This window comes from Micromonospora sp. NBRC 110009, assembly GCF_030518795.1.
Classification (GTDB): Bacteria; Actinomycetota; Actinomycetes; order Mycobacteriales; family Micromonosporaceae; genus Micromonospora.
This window is the reverse complement of sequence record NZ_CP130427.1, coordinates 4619814-4638676: the sequence shown is the minus strand read 5'-3', so window position 1 is coordinate 4638676 and position 18863 is coordinate 4619814. Positions and strand designations below refer to the sequence as shown.

The window sequence follows — 18863 nt, the reverse complement described above, 5'->3', positions numbered from 1 at the left end:
ATGACCACCGACACCACGGCGGACAGCGGGATCAGCCGGTTGAACGCCTTCGACGGGCTGTTCCTCCGGGCCGAGCACCTGGTCCGGATCCAGGACTACGCCCGCGACCTCGTGCTCGCGTCCGGCACGGCCGGCGGCCCGGGCGTGATCGAGGGATTCCGGGTCACCCCCGGCAAGACGCAGGAGCCCGGCAAACAGCCGGAGAACTGGCTCGACATCTCCCCCGGCCTGGCCGTCGACCCGGCCGGGCGGCCGCTGCGGTCCCGCGAGGACATCCGGCTGCCGCTCACCGACGAGTTCATGCCCACGCTGGCCGACAACGGCTTCTGGTTCATCGAGATCTACGCCGGGACGTGGCAGTACGGCTACGCCGACGTCTCCGGGTCGCTGTGCGACGAGCCGTGTGCCGGCGGCACGTCGAGGCTGCTCTACCAGGGCGAGGGGGTGCGCGCCCAGCTCAGCGCCGCCGCCCTGCCGGAGTTCGACGGGCAGCAGCCCGAGCGGCGGCGCAACTGGCTGGCCCGGCGCCAGTTCGCGGCCGAGGAGACCGACGGAGAGCGCGACCTGCTCGCCACCGGCAACGCGCCGCTCGTCAAGGAGATGTGGCTTCCGCCGGTGCCCGCGCCCTCGTCCGGCACGCAGCCGGTGGTCCGGATCGGGGTGCTCATCCCCGGCCGGTCGAAGATGAGCGACGAGGTCGACACCTGGATCGCCCGGCGGGACCGGGGCGCGGCGCCGCCCGAGCGGGCCTGGCGTTGGCGCCTCGGGATGCGGCCCTGGGACGTGTACGTCGCGCAGATCCTGCAGTTCCAGGACCAGTTGGCGGACCGGTACCCGCAGCCGTCCCAGCCGGCACAGCGCCAGGTGCGGCTCGACTATGCCGACCTGATCCGCGAGGCGGCCGCGAAGGCGGTCGGCCGGGCGCAGACCAAGGTGATGACCCGCCAGTTGCTGGCGCAGCTGGCCGACGACCTCACCGCCGCGGTGCAGTCCGTGTCCGGCCCGGCGGGCAAGCTCTTCGATCTGGGCTTCGCCGATCTGCCCCCGGCCGGATTCCTGCCCTATCCGAACGGCTCGCCCGCCGGCGTGACGACGTGGCTGGCGGAGATGCTGCCCGCCACGCTCTCGATCACGGCGTGCACGTGCCGGCCGTCCGATGTCGCGCAGGCGATCGAGGAGGCCCAGCATCGCGATCGCATCCCGCTGACCGCCTCGGGCGGCGCGAAGACCGAGGTGCGCGTGCTGATCCCGGTCGACGACCAGGGCCGGGTCCCGTCCGGCTGGGTCGCGTTCGTGCGTCCCGACCGGACCGTCTGCCCGACGCCGGAGGAGCGGCTCGACGAGGTCACCGCGTTCGAGGTCAACTTCCTGGACCAGCAGACGTACGAGGCGGACCTCAAGTCGCTGGAGAGCGGCGACCTGCCGGACCGGTACGCCAAGGCCCCGGAAGATCAGGTGCGGACGATCAGCTTGCGCTATCCGTTACGCGGCTGGCGGCTGCCGGACGATGCCGGCCTCGGCGGGAACTACGGCAGACTGCGCCAACGGCTGCGGGAATCGAAGGACCTGCGGATCTTCGTGCTCGCCCGGGCCGAGTCCGAGCTGCCGGTCGGAGTGCTGCGGGCGACGCTGCTCGTCGATCCGCTGGCGCTCGCGCCGTGGCTCGGCAAGATCGAGCCGGTCGAGGGCCGGAACGTCGCGCGGCAGTCGATCGTGCTGCTCTTCGGGCCGGAAAAACTCGGCATCGTGGCCAAGCCGTGAGCGGAGCTCGGCCCATGGACCCGCCGCACCGCGGGGTGTGTGTCGTCACGGTGGAACGGCAGCTCGACGCCCCCTGCCTGATCTTCGTGTCGGTGAAGCTCGACGTGCTGCGTCCCGAGGAGTCCCGGCAGGCCGCGAAGACGCAGCGTGCCGTCCTGGCGGAGGTGCGGCGCTTCCTGCGCGACATGGCCGTGCCGGAGTGACGCTGGGGTGACGGCAGGGTGACAGAGCGCTTGTAGCTTTCGGGCATGCTGTGTCCCGTCATCTCGCCCGCCGCCACCGGCCTGTGCCTGTTCGCCGAGCCACATCTGGACGCCGCCGGGCAGGTCCGGATCCTGCCCGAGGGCGGCAAGCGACTCGTCGCGTTCACCGCCCTCAGCGGCGGCCGGGTCGATCGGCGGCAGGCCGCCGGCGTGCTCTGGCCGGTCGGCGACGACGTGCGCGCCGTCGGCAACCTGCGCTCGGCGCTGTGGCGCCTGCACGCCGCCGGGCTGGACATCCTGGACGCGGACAAGCGTCAGGTCTGGATCCGGGCCGGCATCGAGCTCGACACCGAGGCGCTGTCCGAGTGGGCGGCGCGGCTGGTGGCGGGCGGGCCTGCGCATCCGGCGGCCGACGACGAATGGTGGAGGCACGCCCGCTCGGGGCTGCTGCCCGGGTGGCGCGACGAATGGGTGACGCCGCACCGGGAACGGCTGCGTCAGCGGGTGCTGCACGCGATGGAGGCGGCCGCGGCGCGGCTGATCCGCGGGCGCGACTACGCCCGGGCCGCGGCGGTGGCCCGCCAAGTGGTCGCGGCCGAGCCGCTGCGCGAGAGCGCCCACCGGGTCCTCGCCGAGGCGTTGCAGTCCGCCGGGCGGACGGCCGAGGCGCGGGCCGCCTACTCGGCGTTCCGGTCGGCGGCGAGCACCCGGTTCGGGCCGCGCGCGGGCGCCACGATCCGGGCGGCGCTGGCATTGTAGGGAACTCCCGGAAGCAGGAACGGGGGGCGGCTGGCGATGCTGAGAACTCGTCCGACCCGAGGAGGCTTCCGTGGACATGCTCGCCCGCACGGCAGAAGCGCCCACCGCGCGGCCCGGCGCCCCGCCCGGCGCCGTGCTGCAGGTGCTGGCCGGGCCCCGGCTGCTGGTCGGCGGTAAGCCCCTGACCCTGCCCGAGAGCAGCCTGCGCTTCCTGGTTTTCCTCGCCTTCCGCCGCCGGCCGGTGCCGCGCCGCGCCGTCGCGGCCGCGCTCTGGCCGGACAGCGACGAGGCGCGAGCGGCCGGCAACCTGCGCTCGGCGATGTGGCGGCTGCGCGGCTCCGACGCCGGCCTGCTCGACATCGCGGGGACCGCCGTCGCGATCGGGTCACACGTCGCGGTGGATCTCGACGTGGTCAACCGGTGGGCCGAGCGGATCATCCGGGGGACGGCGGAGCCCGCGGACCTGCGGGTGCCGGAGGCCGCCGACGCGGCCCTGGACCTGCTGCCCGGGTGGTACGACGACTGGGTGATCTTCGAGCGGGAACGGGTGCGGGCCCGCACGCTGCACGCGTTGGAGCAGGTCAGCCGTCGGTTGTCGGCGGCCGGCCGGCACGCGCAGGCGGTGGAGGCGGCGATCGCGGCGGTGTGCTCCGAGCCGCTGCGGGAGAGCGCCCAGCGGGCCCTCATCCTGGCCCACCTCGCCGAGGGCAATCAGGTGGAGGCGTACCGCACCTACCAGGCCTACCAGGCGCTGGTCTCGGCCGAGCTCGGCGTCACCCCGTCGGACGCCCTGCGCGAGCTGGTCGCGGTGCCGATCCGCCGGTGACGGTGCGGGTTCTCCCCACGATCCGGGTCCGGTACGCGACAGAGGGCGGGACGCCCGGGGACGCGTACCGGAAAATGGTTGATTGGCCTTGGGTGGACGACTCCTGGAGCCGCCATGACCGGAGAGACCGACAGCCGCCCGGTCGCGGCTGTCCCTGATCAAGATGCCGATCATCCCGTGGGGCGCTCGCGGGAGTGCCTGATCCTGGACGCCGCTCTCCACACATCGCCCCGGCACGGCGTGGCCCTCATGGTCTGGGGCGACCCGGGCGTCGGCAAGACCACGTTGCTCGATCATGTGGCCCGCTCGGGGCGCGCCCCGATGATCCGCGCACGGGGCGTCGAGTCCGAGGCCGTGCTGCCCTTCGCGACGCTCGCCGACCTGCTCATTCCGCTGCGCGCGCACTTCGCCGATCTCCCCCTGATACAGCGGGACGCGCTCGAGGGGGCGCTCGCGCTGTCCGACGCGGACGCGCCCAACCCGTACGCGGTCTGCGCCGCGGCCCTGAACGTGCTGTCCGCCGCGGCGGACCGCGCCCCGATGGTCGTGCTCGTCGACGACCTGCACTGGGTCGACCACTCCTCGCAGCGGGCCCTGCTGTTCGTGGCCCGGCGCATCGGCCCAGAGCGGATCGCGCTGATCATGACCGGTCGCGACGACGCCGAGCTGCGCCGGCGCTGCGACCTGCCGGCGCTCAGCCTCGCCGGGCTGACCCGCGCCGACTGCGACCTGCTGCTGCGCAGCCGCGGCATCGTGGCCGTACCGAGCGTGCTCGACGGGCTCGTCGAGCGCACCGCGGGCAACCCGCTCGCGCTGCTGGAGTGGGCGTCGTCGCTGCGCGCCGACCAGCTGGCCGGGCATCGGCCGATCGGCGAGGCGCTGCCGACCGGCCGACAGCTGGAACTGGCCTGGCTGCCGGACATAGATCGACTTCCCAAGCGTACGCGTGCGGCCCTGGCCGTGGTCGGGGTGAGCCGCTCCTCCGCTGTCGAGCTGCTCGAGCCGGCGCTGGCGTTCCGCGGGCTCGGCGTCGCCGACCTGGCTCCGGCCGAGGCCGCGCGGATCGTGGTGACCGACGGCGCGCACTACGAGTTCCGGCATCCGCTGCTGCGCTCGGCGGTGTTGGGGCGCACCCCGCTCGCCGAGCGGCGGGCCGCCTGCCACGCCCTGGCCGACGTCACCTCGGGCGCCACCCGGGCCTGGTACCGGGCGTCGGCGGCCGCCGGCCCGGACGCGGCCGTCACCGCCGAACTGATCGAGGCGGCGAAGGAGGCCCGGCGGCGCAGCGGGTACGATGGCGCGGCGCTCGCCTGGTACCGGGCGGCGCAACTCACGCCGCACCCCGACGAGCGCGCCGAGCTGTTGCGCAACGCGGCCACCGACTCGTTCCTGGCCGGCGGCGCGGCGCGGGCGGCCGGCTGGTGCGAGGAGGCGCTGCAGGCGGCGGCCGACCCCCTGCTGCGCGCGGACCTCGAACTGCTCCGCGGGCGCATCCACACCTGGATCGGGCACACCGGCGTGGCGTACGACCGGATGGTCGCCGCCGCCGAGGCGGTGCGCGAGGTCGATCCGGCCCGGGCCTGTTCGCTGCTCAACGAGGCCACGCTGCCCGGCGCGATGGACGGCCGGATCGAGGCGATCGTGCGGCGCGGCGAGGAGGCGGTGACGCTGGCCGCGACGGCCGGGATCAGCGTGGACCGCAGTGTGGTGCTCCGCGGCCTCGCCTACATCGTGGACGGCCGGATCCGGGAGGGCCTCGACGGCCTGCGCTCGTCCGCGGCGTTCCTGGAGGCCGCCGACCCGATCGCCGAGCAGCAGCTGCTCACCCTGGTCGCGCAGAGCCTCACGTTCGGCGAGCAGTTCGCCGAGGGCTTTGCGACGGTGCGGCGGGTGATCCGGGCGGCGCGGCAGCACACCGCCCCAGCGATCCTGCCGATCGCCCTGGCCGTACGCAGCGAGACCGAGTACTGGGTGGGCCGCTGGGCCGAGGCGCAGGCGGACGCGGCGGAGGCGCTGCGCTGGGCCGAGGAGATGGGCCACACCAGCGCGGTCGGCTTCGCGCTGGCCTGCCTCGCCCGGCTGGACGCGCAGCGCGGCGATCGGGAACGCTGCGCCGAGCGGATCTCGACGGCGCGGCGGGAGACCGGCCCGTACCGGATCGGCACCCTCGACATGTACTTCAGCCACGCGATCGGGGCGGCGGCGCTCGCGCAGGCCGACTACGCGGAGGCCATAACCCAGCTGGAGGAGGCGTTCCAGCACACGTTGCGGATCGGCATGACGAACCCGCGGGTAATCCCGTTCGTGGCCGACCTGATCGAGGCCCACGTCCGGGCCGGGCGGCCGGAGCGCGCGCGGGAGCCGCTGACCTGGCTCCAGCTCGCCGCCGAGCGGACCGGGCTGATCTGGCCGCGCGCGATCCTGGCCCGCTGCCGGGGGCTGCTGGCGGGCACGGCGGCCCGCGCCGAGCAGTGCTTCGCCGAGGCCGAACGCGAACACCGCCGCCAGGACCACCCGTTCGAGCTGGCTCGCACCCAGATGTGCCGGGGCGAGGCGCTGCGGCGGTTCCGGCGCCCGGCCGCCGGTCGGGTGCCGCTGACCGCCGCGCACGCCTGCTTCGAGTCGCTCGGCGCCGGCCCGTGGGCGCGGCGGGCCGCCGCGGAGCTGGCCGCCACCGGCCAGCGGATGCTACCGAACGTGATGCCCGCGGCGCTGGATCTGCTCTCGCCGCAGGAGGTGCAGGTCGCGCGGGCGATCGCGGGCGGCCTCAACAACGCCGAGGCGGCGAGCCTGCTCTTCGTCTCCCGCAAGACCGTCGAGGCGCACCTGACGAGGGTGTACCGCAAACTCGGGGTGCGTTCCCGGACGGACCTGACGCGAGCGCTGGTGTCTGCCGGGCTGGTGCGCTGAGCCGCGAGGTCAGGGCTCACCCCGCCGGGCCGCGATGGTCGTCGCCCGGGCCGACTCGCGCGGGGCGACGCGGATGGTCGAGCCATCGAGAACGCCGAATCGCTCCAACGTCATCGCCGGACCGCCGGCCCGCGGATGTCGCCGAGCCGCCACGGCGTCCACTCCAGGCAGGGGTCGGGCTCGACCGTCACGGACCAATCCTCCCCGCCGACGCCGACGTCGTTCAGCATGTCGGTGACCGAGCGGCCGGGCGGTTCCAGCAGGAGGAAGCGGCTGATCACGCCGTCCGGGTCGCGGGACTCGAGCCAGAACCTGATCGGGCCGCCGGCCGCCGCGAAGATCAACCGGTCGAGGTCGACGCGGCGCGCGGTGATGTCGTAAAGCACCTCATCGTCGACCACATGCACGGTGAGACCGACCCGGTCCCGCAGCGGCGACTCGGTCCAGGCGCGGATCATCTCGATCAGGGCGTACGACGGCGATATCGGGTCCTGGCGGTACTCCACAAACCGCCAACGCGCCCCGGCCTCATCGCGGATCGCCCGGTCGACGAGGGCATCGCCCATTGTCTGGGCAGCCCCCAGGAGCATTTCACGTCGCGCCTGGTCGGGACTGTCCTGCGCGGCGTCGAGCAGGACGTCCCCGACCCCGGCGGTGCCGCAACAGCGGCCGTCGTTGTCCCAGAACCCCGGGCGCAGCCGGCGAGGAAGCCCCGATGTCAGGACCGAGTGCAGGCAACGCCGGCGCAGCGCACCCACCTCGTACCCCCCGACCTGCTCGACACCGGCGAAGGCCAGCGCGGCGAACAGCTGCGAGGTTCCGCTGGGACCGTGGCACCAGGTGTACGTCACCGGCTCCACCTCCCGCTGCGAGTACGGCAGCGTGTGAGGAACAACGAAACCCTGGTCGTCCAGCGAGCCCACACTGAGCAGATGCTGTGCGCCCTGCCGTGCCGCACTGAGGAAGTCGCCACGATCCAACGCGTGCCCGGCGATCGCCAACGCCGTCGCCACCCCCGCCGTGCCGTGCGAGTAGTTCGGCGAGCTCGCCGGGTATCCCGGCCGCATGCGCCAGTCCAGCCCGGCCTCGGTCTGGTCGGCCGCTCGCAGCAGAGCTTCCCCGCCGGTCGTCATGAGCTCGCCGGCGAGATCGCCGCCGGCCCACGCGGCGGCCAGCACCACACCCGCGGTGCCCAACACCAGATCCGTGAACGGACCGGTTGCGCCCGACTCGACCCCCACCGTGGTGTCCCACCCCGCCGGAGTGCTCAGCTCGACCAACCGGCGTAGCGCCACCCGCTCCCGTCCCGGAGCGAGCAGCTTCAGCGCCGTCACGTCCCCGCCCAGCCCGTCGTACAACGAGGGTTCAGTGCGCACCGGCGCCATGACCGACAGCCGGGCCACGATCCCCGCCGCAAGACTGCGCTCGGCATCGGTCAACGCGCGGTACTGGCCGACTTCGGCCAGCACCGGAGCCAGACCCGCGATCCCCGCGTACAGCGAGTCGCGATCGTCCGCCGGCCCTACCGGCGGTTCTTCATCGGAAACGACCTCGGGCAGCCACGGCCCGTCGTCCTCCCGGACCTGGCCCAGCACCCACGACCAGGCCACCTCCCCCAACTCCCGATACACCCCCGCGACGGCCACCCCCGGCACGCTACCGAACGCGTACCAGCCAACGTCCGCCGCTGCCGCAGGGCGGTTTCAGAGCTGGCGCGTGGAGACAGGCCGGCGGACCTCGACAGCGGCGCCCACACCCTCGATCGCCCAGACCCGGTTCGGCCACTGCCTGGCGTACTTCCAGGTGGCCGCCTCATACTCGCGGTGAACCAGCTGGCCGCAGTGGCGGTTTGCCGTCGAAGGCGCCGCGCCGCCATGCGCCACAAGCGGTTTGCGCGCGCTGAGCATCGGCCCTGAGATCACCGAGCTCACCCGAGAGGATGCTCTGGCCGCTGGGCAGGAGGCCGGGATCGACCCGGCACCCGAGCGCGCGTACAGCACCTGGACCAACTTCCTGCGCTCGCAAGCCGACGCCGTGCTGGCCTGCGACTTCTTCGAGACGGTCACCCTGACCGGAGCGCGGTTGTACGTGCTCGCGGTGATCGAGCACGCCCACCGCCGGATCCGGATCCTGGGCGCCACCGCACACCCGACCGCCACCTGAGTGGCGCAAGCGGCGAAGAACCTCGTCATGGACCTCGAGGACACCGGCCACCGGGCGCGGTTCATCATCCGAGACCGCGATGGGAAGTTCCCGGCCCTGTTCGACGCCATCCTCGCGGACACCGGCATCGACGTCGTGCTCAGCGGCGTCCGGATGCCGCGAATGAATTCGATCATGGAACGGTGGATACAGACCTGCCGCCGTGAACTGTTGGACCAGACCCTGATCTGGAATCAGCGGCACCTGCTCCACGCCCTGCGCGAGTTCGAACAGTTCTACAACCGACACCGCCCACACCAGGGCATCGCGAACGGACGCCCGTTGTCCCCGTTGCCCGCGCAGGTCGCCGACCCGGACAAGATAGCCCACCTCCACGTACGAAGACCCGATCGCCTCGGCGGCATCCTCCACGAGTACGAGCAGGCTGCGTGACCTGCGCGGACGACGTTTTCGGCAAGGGCAGGGTCGCGGCAACGCGCAGCGACTACCAACACGGGGTGCCTCCGTTACCCCCTGCTGGATGCATCCCAAAACTGCTCCCGCAGGGCCGCCTGGCGATCGCGCTGACCTGCTGAGTCATTGCCCGCGCGGCGAACCGCCACCCGTTCTCGAAGCCCCCGGTCGAAAGGTTCGGCCCCCGACAGACCGACCGCTCATTCCTTGGCGCCGCACAGCCATTCATGAGCTGCGGCTGGCCTGATCCTCCCGAGCCCTCCGTTGTGAAGGCCACGCGCTGAGGCGTTGCGTGGCCGCCTCAGCGATGTGTGGCACCTTCAGCATCCTCGCGAGCATGGCGAGCCGCTGCCAGCCACGGTGCAGGTCGAAGTCGACATCGAGTTCTTGCGCCTCCTCGAAGATGACATACAAGTGATGCAGCGTCTTCTCGAGTTCCGCATGGTGCGCGTCCGGATAGCGTCGCATGGCGCTGTGGACCATGGCGCTGGTGCGGTCCGATCTCTCGAAGATGAAAGCCAGGCACAACGCTTCGCGGCGTTGCGCCCGTTCCGGGGGGTTCGGCGGCCAGCCATCGCGGCCGATCCGATACGCCTCGTAACCTACCGCCGCTTTGTCGCCCTGTAGAGCGGTGATGATGCTCGTGTGCTTCGCCTCCCGCTTGTCGGCGCGGCGAAGCAGCATGTGCACCGCCAGTGAGCTCAGGGCAATCACCGCTGCAAGCAGGGCAATCCAGTCGCTGGGCTTCATGGCATTCCTTCCCCTGACATGGTCGCTTCGCTGCCCACGAGCGTGGCCGGAACTGGGCGCCGGGTGCGTCGACGGAAGACGTAACGAGCAGCCGCCAGCTCGTCATTACGCTGGGCATCGTCAGGTAGCGACATCGCATCCGCAAGAAGATCGAAGCCAACTCGCAGCTCGTGCATCACGTCGTCGGCAAATTGCTTCTGGATCTCCTCAACGACGTCGTTGATCTTTTGCACCTGTTGCTTGAGAAGCTCCTGATCGAGCATCTCCTTCGTGGCCTTGACGGCCCCGATGGCAAGAAAGACGTCCACGTTCCCAGAGTTCTCGGCCCGTTACGGGGCGTCAACCGATTAGCTGCGTGCGTGACTCCCTGGGTCAATCAGGGCATTCAGGTCAATCGACACTACCCGTGGAGGCATTGCCGGCCGGCCTTCCAACCGGCGGCAGTAGAGGTGTCTACCGAGGGATGCTCGCGTTACACGCACAATATGAACGACCGACTCGGGTCCAGCGACACCGCCTGCCGCCGCCACCTTGGCCAGCTTTTCCTCACGGGTCAGGTAGTCACCGACCTCCGTGTAGTGGATGGTCGCCGTGCCGGCCTTGGACGGGTTCTTGACCAGCACCGTGATCGCGACGGTTGCTCGACTGCCACCTCCGAAGACCTTGCCGCCCTCCTTGCGGGACTGCTCACCGGGGGCGCGTTGGTTGCCGCGCTCCTTCTCGACCCGTCCAAGGCGGCGGGGGGTAGCCGATGTCGAGATCGGCTCGGGGTCGACGGCATCAGAGCTTCTCCGGTGTGTTGCAGTGGCAAGGGGCAGGCCAAGAGAACGAGAGGTGGCTCTTCGCGGGCAGCCGAGCTGGCCTGCCCGCGAAGAGCCACCGGCGGTATGGCAGGGGTCACGGTAGCGGCATAGCAGGAGGCGAAGCGCTGTCGCTGCCTGGGCGGGGACGACACCGTTACCGAGGACGCGAAGCGCGGCGGTGCGGGGAAGGCCGAACGAGGGGTCCGTGACCCAGTGCGCGGGTAGCCCCATGAGCCACTCCACGAACGGGGGCGCAAGAACCGTCTTGCGGTAGCGGCCGGGTTGGGTGGGTGCCGGAACGGGCCGCCCGGTCAGCAGTTCCCAGCGGGCGATAGCGGCGGCGTAGATCCCCCATGTGGTCTCGTCGAGCGTTCCGAGGTTGCCGGTGGTGAGCTCGGCGAGGGTGGTTCGCAGGTCCGGGCCGCCGTGGCCGTGGCGGCCAGGGCCATGGGCGTCGGAGGCCCGTGGTGTCGGAAGCTCGCACAGCGGCAGATGGCAGGGTGAGGTCTCCGTGGGATCCCCGTTGTCCGGGGCAGCCTTTCTGTCCATCGGTGGCCCGCGGAGTGGGCAGAAGCACCTGTGACAGCGGCGGCCGGAATCCGTTGCCGGCGTGGCGGCCGGGCGTGCCGGTGTCGCTCGCCCGTGGGGTCGGCAGAAGGTCGTGGCGGTTGCCGTGGGGCTCGATGACGTCGGGCAGTCCGTACTTGTGGCCCGGCCCCTTGCCGTCACGGGCGCAGGGTGTGGGAAGTGTCCGTAGCCTCTCCCCACCGGTGGCGAGCAGGAACATCCGGTCGCGTCGGCGGGCGGCGCCGATGTCGGATGCGCGTAGGCATAGCCAGCTCGTGTCGTACCGGAGCGTGGCCAGGTCGGCCTGGACGACGTCGAGTCCGCGTCGGCGTAGGGCGGCCACGTTTTCCACGAACACGAGTGGGGGTCGAAGGACGCGACGGGCTGGGGTGATGTGGTGCCAGAGGCTGGAGTGGGGTCCGGTGATGCCGGCGCGTTTGCCGGCGTTGGAGATGTCTTGGCAGGGGAAGCCTGCGGTGAGGACGTCGACGGGTGGGACGCGGGTCCAGTCGATGGTGCGAATGTCGCCGAGGTTGGGCGCGTCTGGCCAGTGGTGGGCGCAGACGGTGCGGGCGTGTCGGTCGGTTTCGGCGTACCAAGTGAGCTGGCCGCCGAGCACCAGCTCGACGGCCAGGTCGAGGCCGCCGTATCCGGTGCATAGCGATCCGATCCGCGGCCCGGGAAGGTGGTCACTCACGCCACCTCCCGCGCACCGGTGCGGACGTTGGCGCCCAGCGGTGGGTCGTCAATCATCGGCGACCTCCGCGGGTAGTTCCGGCCGGCGGAAGATCAGCACGTCCTCGTGGGTGATCAGGTGCAGCGGGGTGCCGGTGGTGCGGGCCTTGCGCACGGCTTGAAGTTGGAAGAACGACGGCCGGGCGACGAGCCTCCCGTCGCGGACCGCGGCGAGGAGCGCGACGCACCGCTCGGTCGGAATGAGGCCCGCGCGGACACCAGCGGCGATGACCGCGCTGGGCAGGTCGACGAGCTGGCCGCTCTTGCGCCACGGACGGGCGGTGACCACCACGGTGCCGCCGGGGCGCAGCAGCACCGCGCACCCGGACAGGATCTGCTCGAACCCATCGGTGAGACCGGTGAGGTCCCGGTAGGCGAGGTTTCCGCGGTCGGTGCCGTCGTTGTAGGCGTTGTCGAACTTCGCCACCCCGTCGGCGCCGGGTCGGACGAGGCCGTGAACGGTGGGCCCGTACGGCGGTGAGGTGACGACCAGGGCGACCTGCCGGGCGAGGGCGGCGGGCAGCAGCGATCGCAGGCGGGTGGCGTCGCCGCGGACTACGGAGGCCCGGCCGCCGGCGCCCTGTTGCTGTGCGTGGGTGATGTTGGCGTCGGCGATGTTCGACCATCGCGGCTCGTACTCCACCCCGATCGCGTCGCGGCCCGCGTGGATCGCTTCGACGAGGGTGGTGCCGATTCCGCACATCGGGTCGAGGACGAGGTCGCCGGGCTGGGTGTAGGCGGCGATGGCGTGTGCGGCGATCGCGGGCAGCATCCGGGCGGGGTGTTTGACGGACTCGGCCACGTAGCGGCCGCGGCGCTGCACCGGCCCGGTCCGCTGGGCGGTCGCCCACACCGACAGGCCCTCTGGTCCGCCCGGCGGGCGGTGGCGTCCGCCGGTGTCGCGGTGGCGGCCCTCGTAGTGGCGGTGCTGGCCGTGGTGGGTGTCCTCGGCCGGGTTTGCGGGCTGGTTCGGGTCGGCGGGGAATGGCAGGTGCTCAGCCACGGCGACCTCCTTCCGAGCGTGGGTTCCGCTGGGAGGTGGGCGCCTGGTGGTGGGTGAACACCAGCAGGTCCGCGTGCACCTGCAGGTGCGCCGCCGTCCACGGCTGCTCGGCCTGCGTGGCGAGGGCGAGGAGTTCCTCGTCGGTGACGTGGTAGATGAACGCGTCGCCGCACGTGTCGGCGGTGATAGCGACGATGTGCTGCAGGTAGCCGAGCCTGATGGCGGCGGCCGCCTGCACGACGGGGGTGAAGTCCTGCGGGGCGGCCGCGCTGGCGGGGGCGGTGACGACGAGGATCAGGCAGCCGCCGGGGCGCAGCAGCCGCGCGCACGCGGTAAACAGCCACGCCAGTCGGATGCGGTTGGTCGCGTCGGCGGTGTCGAGGGGCCAGCAGGCCACGACCAGGCTGGTCGCCTCCGGCGGGGACGCGCCGTCGGGTACAGGGACAGCCGGGTTGCTGGACGGGGGCAGGTTCGCGTCGGTGAGGTCGTCACCGAACCAGGCGCCCGTGTCCGGCAGGTCGCTGTTGTCGGACTGGGCGGCCGGGTCGGTGCGGGTCGGCGGGCCGATGATCAGGCTGGACGCGTCGGTGAACCAGCCGGGGTGGTGCCGGCGCCCGCCCGTGGCGCAGGCGCTGGTGAGGGCGTGGTCGGTGGTGAGGTCGATGACCGCGTCGCCGGGGCGGCTGTAGGCGGCCACGAGCCGGTAGGCCAGCCGGGCGCCGATCGCGCGGCCGGTGTCGGCGTCGGTGCGGGCGGTGCGCCACACGGTGACCGGGACCGGCGGGTCACCGGCCACCAGGTCGATGAGGGTCGGGTCGACATTCGGGTCGACGGGGTGGGCGGGGTCGTGGTGGTGCTGCGGCGTGTGCTCGCTCATCTGGATGTCGGCTCCGCGCCGCGCGGGTATTGCGCTGACACCCCCAAACCGGCGGTTGTGTGCTCTGACGAACGCCCCCGGTTCTCACAGCGGCTCGCAAGCGCTCACGGTCAGGCGTTCGTTGCGCTCACATCGCAGGTCAGCGGCGGTATAGCGGTACTGGGCTGGTGAGGGGGTCCTGAGCGCCCAGTCTTTTGGCTCCAGTGGCGTGCGCCCGCTCAACCCGGCTGGGCGGGGCGGGGTGTGGCGCTGCTGTGCGGTGGGGACACGCGGCGGCGCCCTCACCTGAGAGGGCGAGGGCGCCGCCGGGTGTTTCGAGTTCGGGTCGGTCAGGCAGGGCCGTGCCAGTGGACGCCTCAGGCGGCCGCCCCGGCTTCGCACACGAGGTGCGGTCGGCCAGTGGTGGCCCGGCCGGCGCGAGTGGCTGCTCGGTGTTCGGCTTGCGCCGCGAGGGTGGCGGCGGCGAGCGGGGAGGCGATGCCGGTGAGCAGACCCCTGTGCAGTGCGTCGGCGATGCGGGTGTCGATGCGGCCCAGACGCATGCGTAGGGCGTCGACGGTGATGCCGAGTCCGGCGGCGATCGGCTCGATCGCCCGCCGCCCGAGCCGCACGTCGATGTAGGGCTGTTCGTCTTCCGGGTCGAGGATGCCCAGGCCGACGGCGCGGCGCACGAGCACGTCGGGGTGTCCGTAGGGCACCTTGGGGGTGCGGGGGCCGGGCAGGTGGTCGACGTCGGCGATCGAGGTGTACTCGCCGGCCTGCTGGCGCAGCCGGTGCCCGGCGCGCCACGCTGCCCGGCACAGCGCCGCGTACGGGGCGTCGCGGGTCAGGTCGACGCGGTCGCGCAGGGCGGTGAGGAATCCGGTGAGGATCTCGGCGTCGATGTCGTCGGGGTCGCCGTCGTAGCCGGCGCACAGCTGGCCGGCGTAGCGGCGCAGGGCGGGCATGGCCATCCAGACCGCGGCGATCACCCACGCCGGCCCGTCCAGGCGGGCTCGGCGGATCAGCTCCCGCCACACGCCGTCGCGTAGCGCGTATGCCTGCGGGTGATGCAGGAGCCAGTCGCGCAGCGCTGGCAGTGTCATGACGCCCGACCCGGCTGCGTTGGGGACGCCGCAGGTGTCTAGGTCGAGCGTCAAGGGTGCTGGCTCGTTGGTCAGGGCGGTGAAGGCGGCGTCGGCGGCTGCGAGAGGTGAGGTTGGCCAGTCGGTGGCGGCGGGCAGGCTCATGTCACAACTCCCCCTGTCGAAGATGACCGTCGATCGGCAAGGCTGCGATGTCACGGCGGTGCGGCGGCCTCGATTGGGCCACGGCCGTCACACAACCCCTCACGGCGCAGGCCCCGGCCCTGCGGCGCGGCGCCGGCACTTGTGACACCGCTACAGGCAGGCAACCCGTGACATCGAGCCATGTCGTTGGCGTTTGGATTTGTCGGTGCCGTTGAGCTGGGCTGTGACACAGGCCAAGGCGCTGATGCCTACGGTCGCCGAGGGCAGCGCCGTCGACAACCGGATGCAGCGCGACGGGGTTGCCACCGGCCGGAGGTGACACTCACCGCCGCCCACGGCCGCTCACAACTACTCACATCCCGTCACGTGTGACATCGGGCGACCGCGACGAGGTCACCGGTGCCGCGTCTGGCGCGACAGGGCGTCGACGTCAGTGCCTGCCACCACGACGTCACAAAGCCGGTCTGACACCGACACCTGAGGTCATGTCAGCGACAGCAGGATGACAAAGCATCGGTGACATCGGCCGCGATGGTCACAGGAGGTGTCGTCCGCGCCGTGTCATCGGCGCCTATCGCTAACTCGGGCGGCCTTCAGTGGTGCTTCGTGTCTGACAGCCGTGCCTGACATCGCCACGACTCGACCAGGTGTCGCACGTCGGTCGCCCCTGGCCGACATCCGCCTTCACATCAAGGCGGAGCCCAATCGGCGCGTGTCCCCAGCACCGCGGATCGCCCGCGCACAACTGCGGGCCCTGCCGGGCAGAGCGTCTCGGGCGAGGGGAAAACGACGGCCCGTGCCATGACCAGCACGTCACGGTTGGCAAGCTGCGCCCGGCTTCTACTCCGAGCGCCGCACCCTATGACCATCGACCCCAGCAGGGCCGCCCGACTGCTCACGACAGGCCCGGAACGAAGGCGACGCATCACCGTCGCGGCTTCGAGCAGAGCAGCTTGTCCTCCCAGGCGAGACCGAAGGCGACGACCCCGGCACCCGGCTCGATCAATCCGATGACCAGCATCGAACCGGGTTTCATGGCCGCCGGGTTGATCACGATGACCGTGCCGTCGGGCTCGTGCTTCGTCGAGGGGAAGACCGCTTCCATGTTGCGCGGGGCCGGGACCGAATTGCACAGCGTGCCATCGGTCGTGATCTTCGCCCACCGCTGCCGCCCCCATCCGCCGCTCAGCCGAGCGCCTCGAATTCGTGCCGGCGGATGAGGCAATGTTGGATGCCAAGCGCTTACAAAATCTCCGCCCGCCGCTGAAAGTCCGCATTCTGACAGTTCAGTCAGGAAGCAGGGCCCCGGCCAAGTCGTCAGGTGATGCGGAGCAGTGCCAGCGGGCGAGTGCTGTCGCGGGCGTGATGCCGGTTGGCGGCGACGATGTTGGCGATTCCGGCGGTGGGCAGGGCACCGATTGGCGGCGTTGCGTCTGGAGGCCATGACCTCAGGCCCGGTCCCGGTGCGGATCTGGCAGCAATCTTCGTCGTAGGTGACGTCCCGCACCCAGTGGATTTTGTCCTCGCTCGACCAGTGGCCGCGGATCCATGCGGCCAGTTGCGCCGGTCTCGCTTGGTGCAGGCTCAGGTCGGTTATGGCGTAGACAGTCTCGGTGGTGAAGGCGTTTCGGCTGGTCCAGGCGCCGCCTGCGGCGGCGGATCTGCAGCGCTTGAGCGGCGTGTGGGATGTCGATGCCGGTGGAGATCGTCAGGACCTTCAAGGTAGGGATCTCACGGCAGCCGTGCCCACGGTCGGTGTCGGGGGTGGCGTCGGGGACGGCCCGGCGGTCGCACCGGAGTCCCCTGCGCTGGCAGTAGGAGCGACCGTGCCTGGCACCCCGCCGATGGCAGCCACCGCCGAAAACGCTCTTGGCTGTCGATCATCCACTGCTTTCAAAGCTTGGCACTTCGTCTGGACTCGCCAGACCACTCCGCTGGAGTCGTGCTGGGAGAGCATCCGGATCTGCCGCAGACAACGCGCGGGTCGGCGCCAATCGCCGCTCGGTAAGCACCAGGGCAGACTACGTTCGGTAGCCGATAGCAGCGACAGTCAGCGCCTGCGGGGGGCCAGTTTGGCCGTCCCGGTGGAGCCCATCTCGTCCGTCATAGCCAGACAGAAGGCCGCGATCCGGCCCGGCCCGGGTTGATCAACGAGTCTGCCTGGCGATCGGACGGTTCCACGCGCCGCTCGCGCCGAGCCCCGAGACAGAGACCGGCCCTTTTCGTCGTTGGGTCGCGCTTTGCGGTGCCGTCCATGGTCATCAGTCCGACGGACGGCGGTGGTGGTGGCCAGTGACGGCGGACGGTGCGTTCGGATCGGCGGATCCGCTCGGCGATCTGGGCTGGGCGAAGGTCGGGGTCGCGGTGATGCCAGTAGGCCACGGCGGCTGCGGTGTTCGAGGGCGCCTTGTCTGGCGGGCTGTCATCTGAGGGACCCGGCGGCTGTTCCGTGGGCTGCCGCCGCCAAGAGGCATCGGTCGCTTGTCGCTCGTCCGCATCACCTCCCGCGTGTTGTCTTCACGGCTGCGGGTGCGCGGTCGAGGCTGTTGGCCCTGCTGGGTGTGACGCCGGTGTTGTCGGCCTGGGGGTGACGTCGGTGGGATCTGCGGACAAGAGGGGCAATTGGCCGCGCCGGCTCGACGGTGAGGTTGGCGATGGCTTCTGGCGCCGGACCTGGGTCGGATGGACGTGCGAATTCGGTGGGCGCCGTGGCAGCCGACGGCATGCCTCGTTCTGGGATGGTGGCGCGGATCCTGGCGGTGAGTTCGACGAGGCTGACGCTGGCGACGATGACGAGGCCGTCGACGGATATGGGCAGCAGGTAGGCGGCGCCGGCATCGGTTTCGCCGTGGCGGGCGGCGACGCCGACGAGATGCCAGTACGACAGCCAGGTGGCGATGACGGCGGTGGCGGCGGTGGCGGCGATGCGTATGACTCCCAGGGTACGGCGGTGGTGAGGGACGCGGGAGATCAGTTCGACGGTGAGGAGCAGTGCGAGGGGTGGCCATGCGGCGATGAGCTGGCTGATTGGGTTCGGTCGGGCGTGGAGGACGTTCGCGGCGACGGAGGCGGCGACGCCGAGGGCCCAGCGTGGCTCCCCCGATGCCGATGCCCCGCGCCGGGCATGGCGTGAGCGCGGTGAGCGATCCGAACGATGTCGTGCCAGCAGCGGCCGGCGCGCTCGCCGCCGCCGACCGGCCGCTGTTGATCAGCGAGGCGGGGACCCCGCCCCGACCCGACCTGGCCGGGGCGGGCGGGCAGACAACTGCCGTTGACGTCGCCGGCCAGTCCCTCTGGGGGCGGATTCAATCGGTCGTCGCAACACCTTGTCGGGAAGGTGAAGCGATGGGTGTTGGGCGGGGCAGAAGCGGGTTCGGGAGTATCGGGGCAGATTCCCTCGCTGGGTCGACCGACGGTGGCGTGGCGCGAGGACAGGGTCAAGTTCTGGGCTGCGAGCTACCCATGCAGCTGTCGAACGCCTTGCTGGACGGCCGTTCTAGCGGCGTCCTTGGCCGCGGTGAGCAGTTCACCGCTGAACCCCAGCCGGCCGTCGCACCCGCGGTCAAGGGTCATTCCTGTCCGGCATCATGGCGGCGTGGGCTCCACCCGCGCCGCGCTGCTCGCTTCCGCCATCACCGCGTTCGCCCCCGCGTTCGTGGTTGTGGTGCAGAGCCAGCTGCAGCGGCGCACCGGGGACAGGCCGAGCTGCAGCGGGCGTACATCGTCGCTGTGGTTCATCGACGCTGGCACAGACCTTCCCACACCTTCCACCTGATGTATCGCAACTGACACCGTAGGTATGCGCGGGAGTCATCCCATTGGAT

Annotated in this window: 17 protein-coding genes and 1 pseudogene; 8 read left to right on the top strand and 10 right to left on the bottom strand. The window is 71.4% G+C overall.

Features of this window, described 5'->3' with window-relative positions; all coding sequences use genetic code 11:
* The 5 genes from Q2K19_RS22075 to Q2K19_RS22055 all read left to right on the top strand — a co-directional run bounded on the left by Q2K19_RS22075 (position 1) and on the right by Q2K19_RS22055 (position 6459).
* Positions 1 to 1761 (top strand): hypothetical protein, encoded by a 1761-nt coding sequence (locus Q2K19_RS22075; RefSeq protein WP_302763365.1) that lies wholly within the window; start codon positions 1 to 3, stop codon positions 1759 to 1761.
* Positions 1762 to 1775: 14 nt separating this feature from the next.
* Positions 1776 to 1964 (top strand): hypothetical protein, encoded by a 189-nt coding sequence (locus Q2K19_RS22070; protein WP_302763363.1) that lies wholly within the window; start codon positions 1776 to 1778, stop codon positions 1962 to 1964.
* Between the two features lie 45 nt (positions 1965 to 2009).
* A complete protein-coding gene (locus Q2K19_RS22065) occupies positions 2010 to 2723 on the top strand; it encodes an AfsR/SARP family transcriptional regulator (RefSeq protein ID WP_302763361.1) in 714 nt (237 codons plus the stop codon).
* 76 nt (positions 2724 to 2799) lie between these two features.
* The gene (locus Q2K19_RS22060; RefSeq protein ID WP_302772699.1) at positions 2800 to 3549 is read left to right on the top strand and encodes an AfsR/SARP family transcriptional regulator; all 750 of its coding nucleotides are present in this window, start codon (positions 2800 to 2802) and stop codon (positions 3547 to 3549) included.
* A 177-nt stretch (positions 3550 to 3726) separates the two neighbouring features.
* Complete coding sequence (locus tag Q2K19_RS22055) at positions 3727 to 6459, top strand: helix-turn-helix transcriptional regulator (RefSeq protein WP_302763359.1); 2733 nt, start codon at positions 3727 to 3729, stop codon at positions 6457 to 6459.
* 110 nt (positions 6460 to 6569) lie between these two features.
* On the opposite strand, the gene Q2K19_RS22050 is transcribed toward Q2K19_RS22055, so the two are convergent.
* The gene (locus Q2K19_RS22050; RefSeq protein ID WP_302763358.1) at positions 6570 to 8105 is read right to left on the bottom strand and encodes a lanthionine synthetase LanC family protein; all 1536 of its coding nucleotides are present in this window, start codon (positions 8103 to 8105) and stop codon (positions 6570 to 6572) included.
* 244 nt (positions 8106 to 8349) lie between these two features.
* Between Q2K19_RS22050 and Q2K19_RS22045 the strand changes: the two genes are divergently transcribed.
* Positions 8350 to 8622 carry a hypothetical protein gene (locus Q2K19_RS22045; protein WP_302763357.1) on the top strand — a complete coding sequence of 91 codons (273 nt, stop codon included), beginning with the start codon at positions 8350 to 8352 and terminating at the stop codon, positions 8620 to 8622.
* A 27-nt stretch (positions 8623 to 8649) separates the two neighbouring features.
* Positions 8650 to 9054 carry an integrase core domain-containing protein gene (locus tag Q2K19_RS22040; RefSeq protein ID WP_302763355.1) on the top strand — a complete coding sequence of 135 codons (405 nt, stop codon included), beginning with the start codon at positions 8650 to 8652 and terminating at the stop codon, positions 9052 to 9054.
* Positions 9055 to 9300: 246 nt separating this feature from the next.
* Here the strand turns inward: Q2K19_RS22040 and Q2K19_RS22035 are convergent, their stop codons facing one another.
* The 9 genes and pseudogenes from Q2K19_RS22035 to Q2K19_RS33545 all read right to left on the bottom strand — a co-directional run bounded on the left by Q2K19_RS22035 (position 9301) and on the right by Q2K19_RS33545 (position 17926).
* Positions 9301 to 9825, bottom strand: a complete 525-nt coding sequence (locus Q2K19_RS22035) for a hypothetical protein (RefSeq protein ID WP_302763353.1) — start codon at positions 9823 to 9825, stop codon at positions 9301 to 9303.
* Positions 9822 to 10133 (bottom strand): hypothetical protein, encoded by a 312-nt coding sequence (locus Q2K19_RS22030; RefSeq protein ID WP_302763351.1) that lies wholly within the window; start codon positions 10131 to 10133, stop codon positions 9822 to 9824. Before Q2K19_RS22030 ends, Q2K19_RS22035 begins: the two co-directional genes overlap by 4 nt.
* Positions 10134 to 10172: 39 nt before the next feature.
* Complete coding sequence (locus Q2K19_RS22025; RefSeq protein ID WP_302772914.1) at positions 10173 to 11177, bottom strand: hypothetical protein; 1005 nt, start codon at positions 11175 to 11177, stop codon at positions 10173 to 10175.
* A 277-nt stretch (positions 11178 to 11454) separates the two neighbouring features.
* A pseudogene (locus tag Q2K19_RS22020) lies at positions 11455 to 11814 on the bottom strand (DNA cytosine methyltransferase); the annotation flags it as partial.
* Between the two features lie 126 nt (positions 11815 to 11940).
* Complete coding sequence (locus Q2K19_RS22015) at positions 11941 to 12933, bottom strand: DNA methyltransferase (protein WP_302763349.1); 993 nt, start codon at positions 12931 to 12933, stop codon at positions 11941 to 11943.
* Positions 12926 to 13810: a hypothetical protein gene (locus tag Q2K19_RS22010; protein WP_302763347.1), complete on the bottom strand. Its 885-nt coding sequence runs from the start codon at positions 13808 to 13810 to the stop codon at positions 12926 to 12928. Before Q2K19_RS22010 ends, Q2K19_RS22015 begins: the two co-directional genes overlap by 8 nt.
* Positions 13811 to 14166: 356 nt before the next feature.
* Positions 14167 to 15039, bottom strand: a complete 873-nt coding sequence (locus Q2K19_RS22005; protein WP_302763346.1) for a hypothetical protein — start codon at positions 15037 to 15039, stop codon at positions 14167 to 14169.
* Positions 15040 to 15964: 925 nt separating this feature from the next.
* Positions 15965 to 16264, bottom strand: coding sequence for a hypothetical protein (locus Q2K19_RS22000; RefSeq protein WP_302763344.1), 300 nt, complete (start codon positions 16262 to 16264; stop codon positions 15965 to 15967).
* Positions 16265 to 17536: 1272 nt separating this feature from the next.
* Entirely contained in the window at positions 17537 to 17926 is a 390-nt protein-coding gene (locus tag Q2K19_RS33545; protein ID WP_458329379.1) for a DUF2637 domain-containing protein, read from the bottom strand.
* A 708-nt stretch (positions 17927 to 18634) separates the two neighbouring features.
* Here Q2K19_RS33545 and Q2K19_RS21990 point away from each other — a divergent pair.
* The gene (locus tag Q2K19_RS21990; RefSeq protein WP_302763342.1) at positions 18635 to 18814 is read left to right on the top strand and encodes a hypothetical protein; all 180 of its coding nucleotides are present in this window, start codon (positions 18635 to 18637) and stop codon (positions 18812 to 18814) included.
* The last annotated feature ends 49 nt before the right edge of the window (positions 18815 to 18863 follow it).

Coding starts and splice junctions, on each gene's coding strand:
- Q2K19_RS22010 (WP_302763347.1), bottom strand. CDS start 13,810: ATGAGCGAGCACACGCCGCAGCACCACCACGACCCCGCCCACCCCGTC.
- Q2K19_RS22035 (WP_302763353.1), bottom strand. CDS start 9,825: ATGAAGCCCAGCGACTGGATTGCCCTGCTTGCAGCGGTGATTGCCCTG.
- Q2K19_RS22060 (WP_302772699.1), top strand. CDS start 2,800: ATGCTCGCCCGCACGGCAGAAGCGCCCACCGCGCGGCCCGGCGCCCCG.
- Q2K19_RS22070 (WP_302763363.1), top strand. CDS start 1,776: ATGGACCCGCCGCACCGCGGGGTGTGTGTCGTCACGGTGGAACGGCAG.
- Q2K19_RS22040 (WP_302763355.1), top strand. CDS start 8,650: ATGGACCTCGAGGACACCGGCCACCGGGCGCGGTTCATCATCCGAGAC.
- Q2K19_RS22065 (WP_302763361.1), top strand. CDS start 2,010: ATGCTGTGTCCCGTCATCTCGCCCGCCGCCACCGGCCTGTGCCTGTTC.
- Q2K19_RS22075 (WP_302763365.1), top strand. CDS start 1: ATGACCACCGACACCACGGCGGACAGCGGGATCAGCCGGTTGAACGCC.
- Q2K19_RS22005 (WP_302763346.1), bottom strand. CDS start 15,039: ATGAGCCTGCCCGCCGCCACCGACTGGCCAACCTCACCTCTCGCAGCC.
- Q2K19_RS22025 (WP_302772914.1), bottom strand. CDS start 11,177: ATGGACAGAAAGGCTGCCCCGGACAACGGGGATCCCACGGAGACCTCA.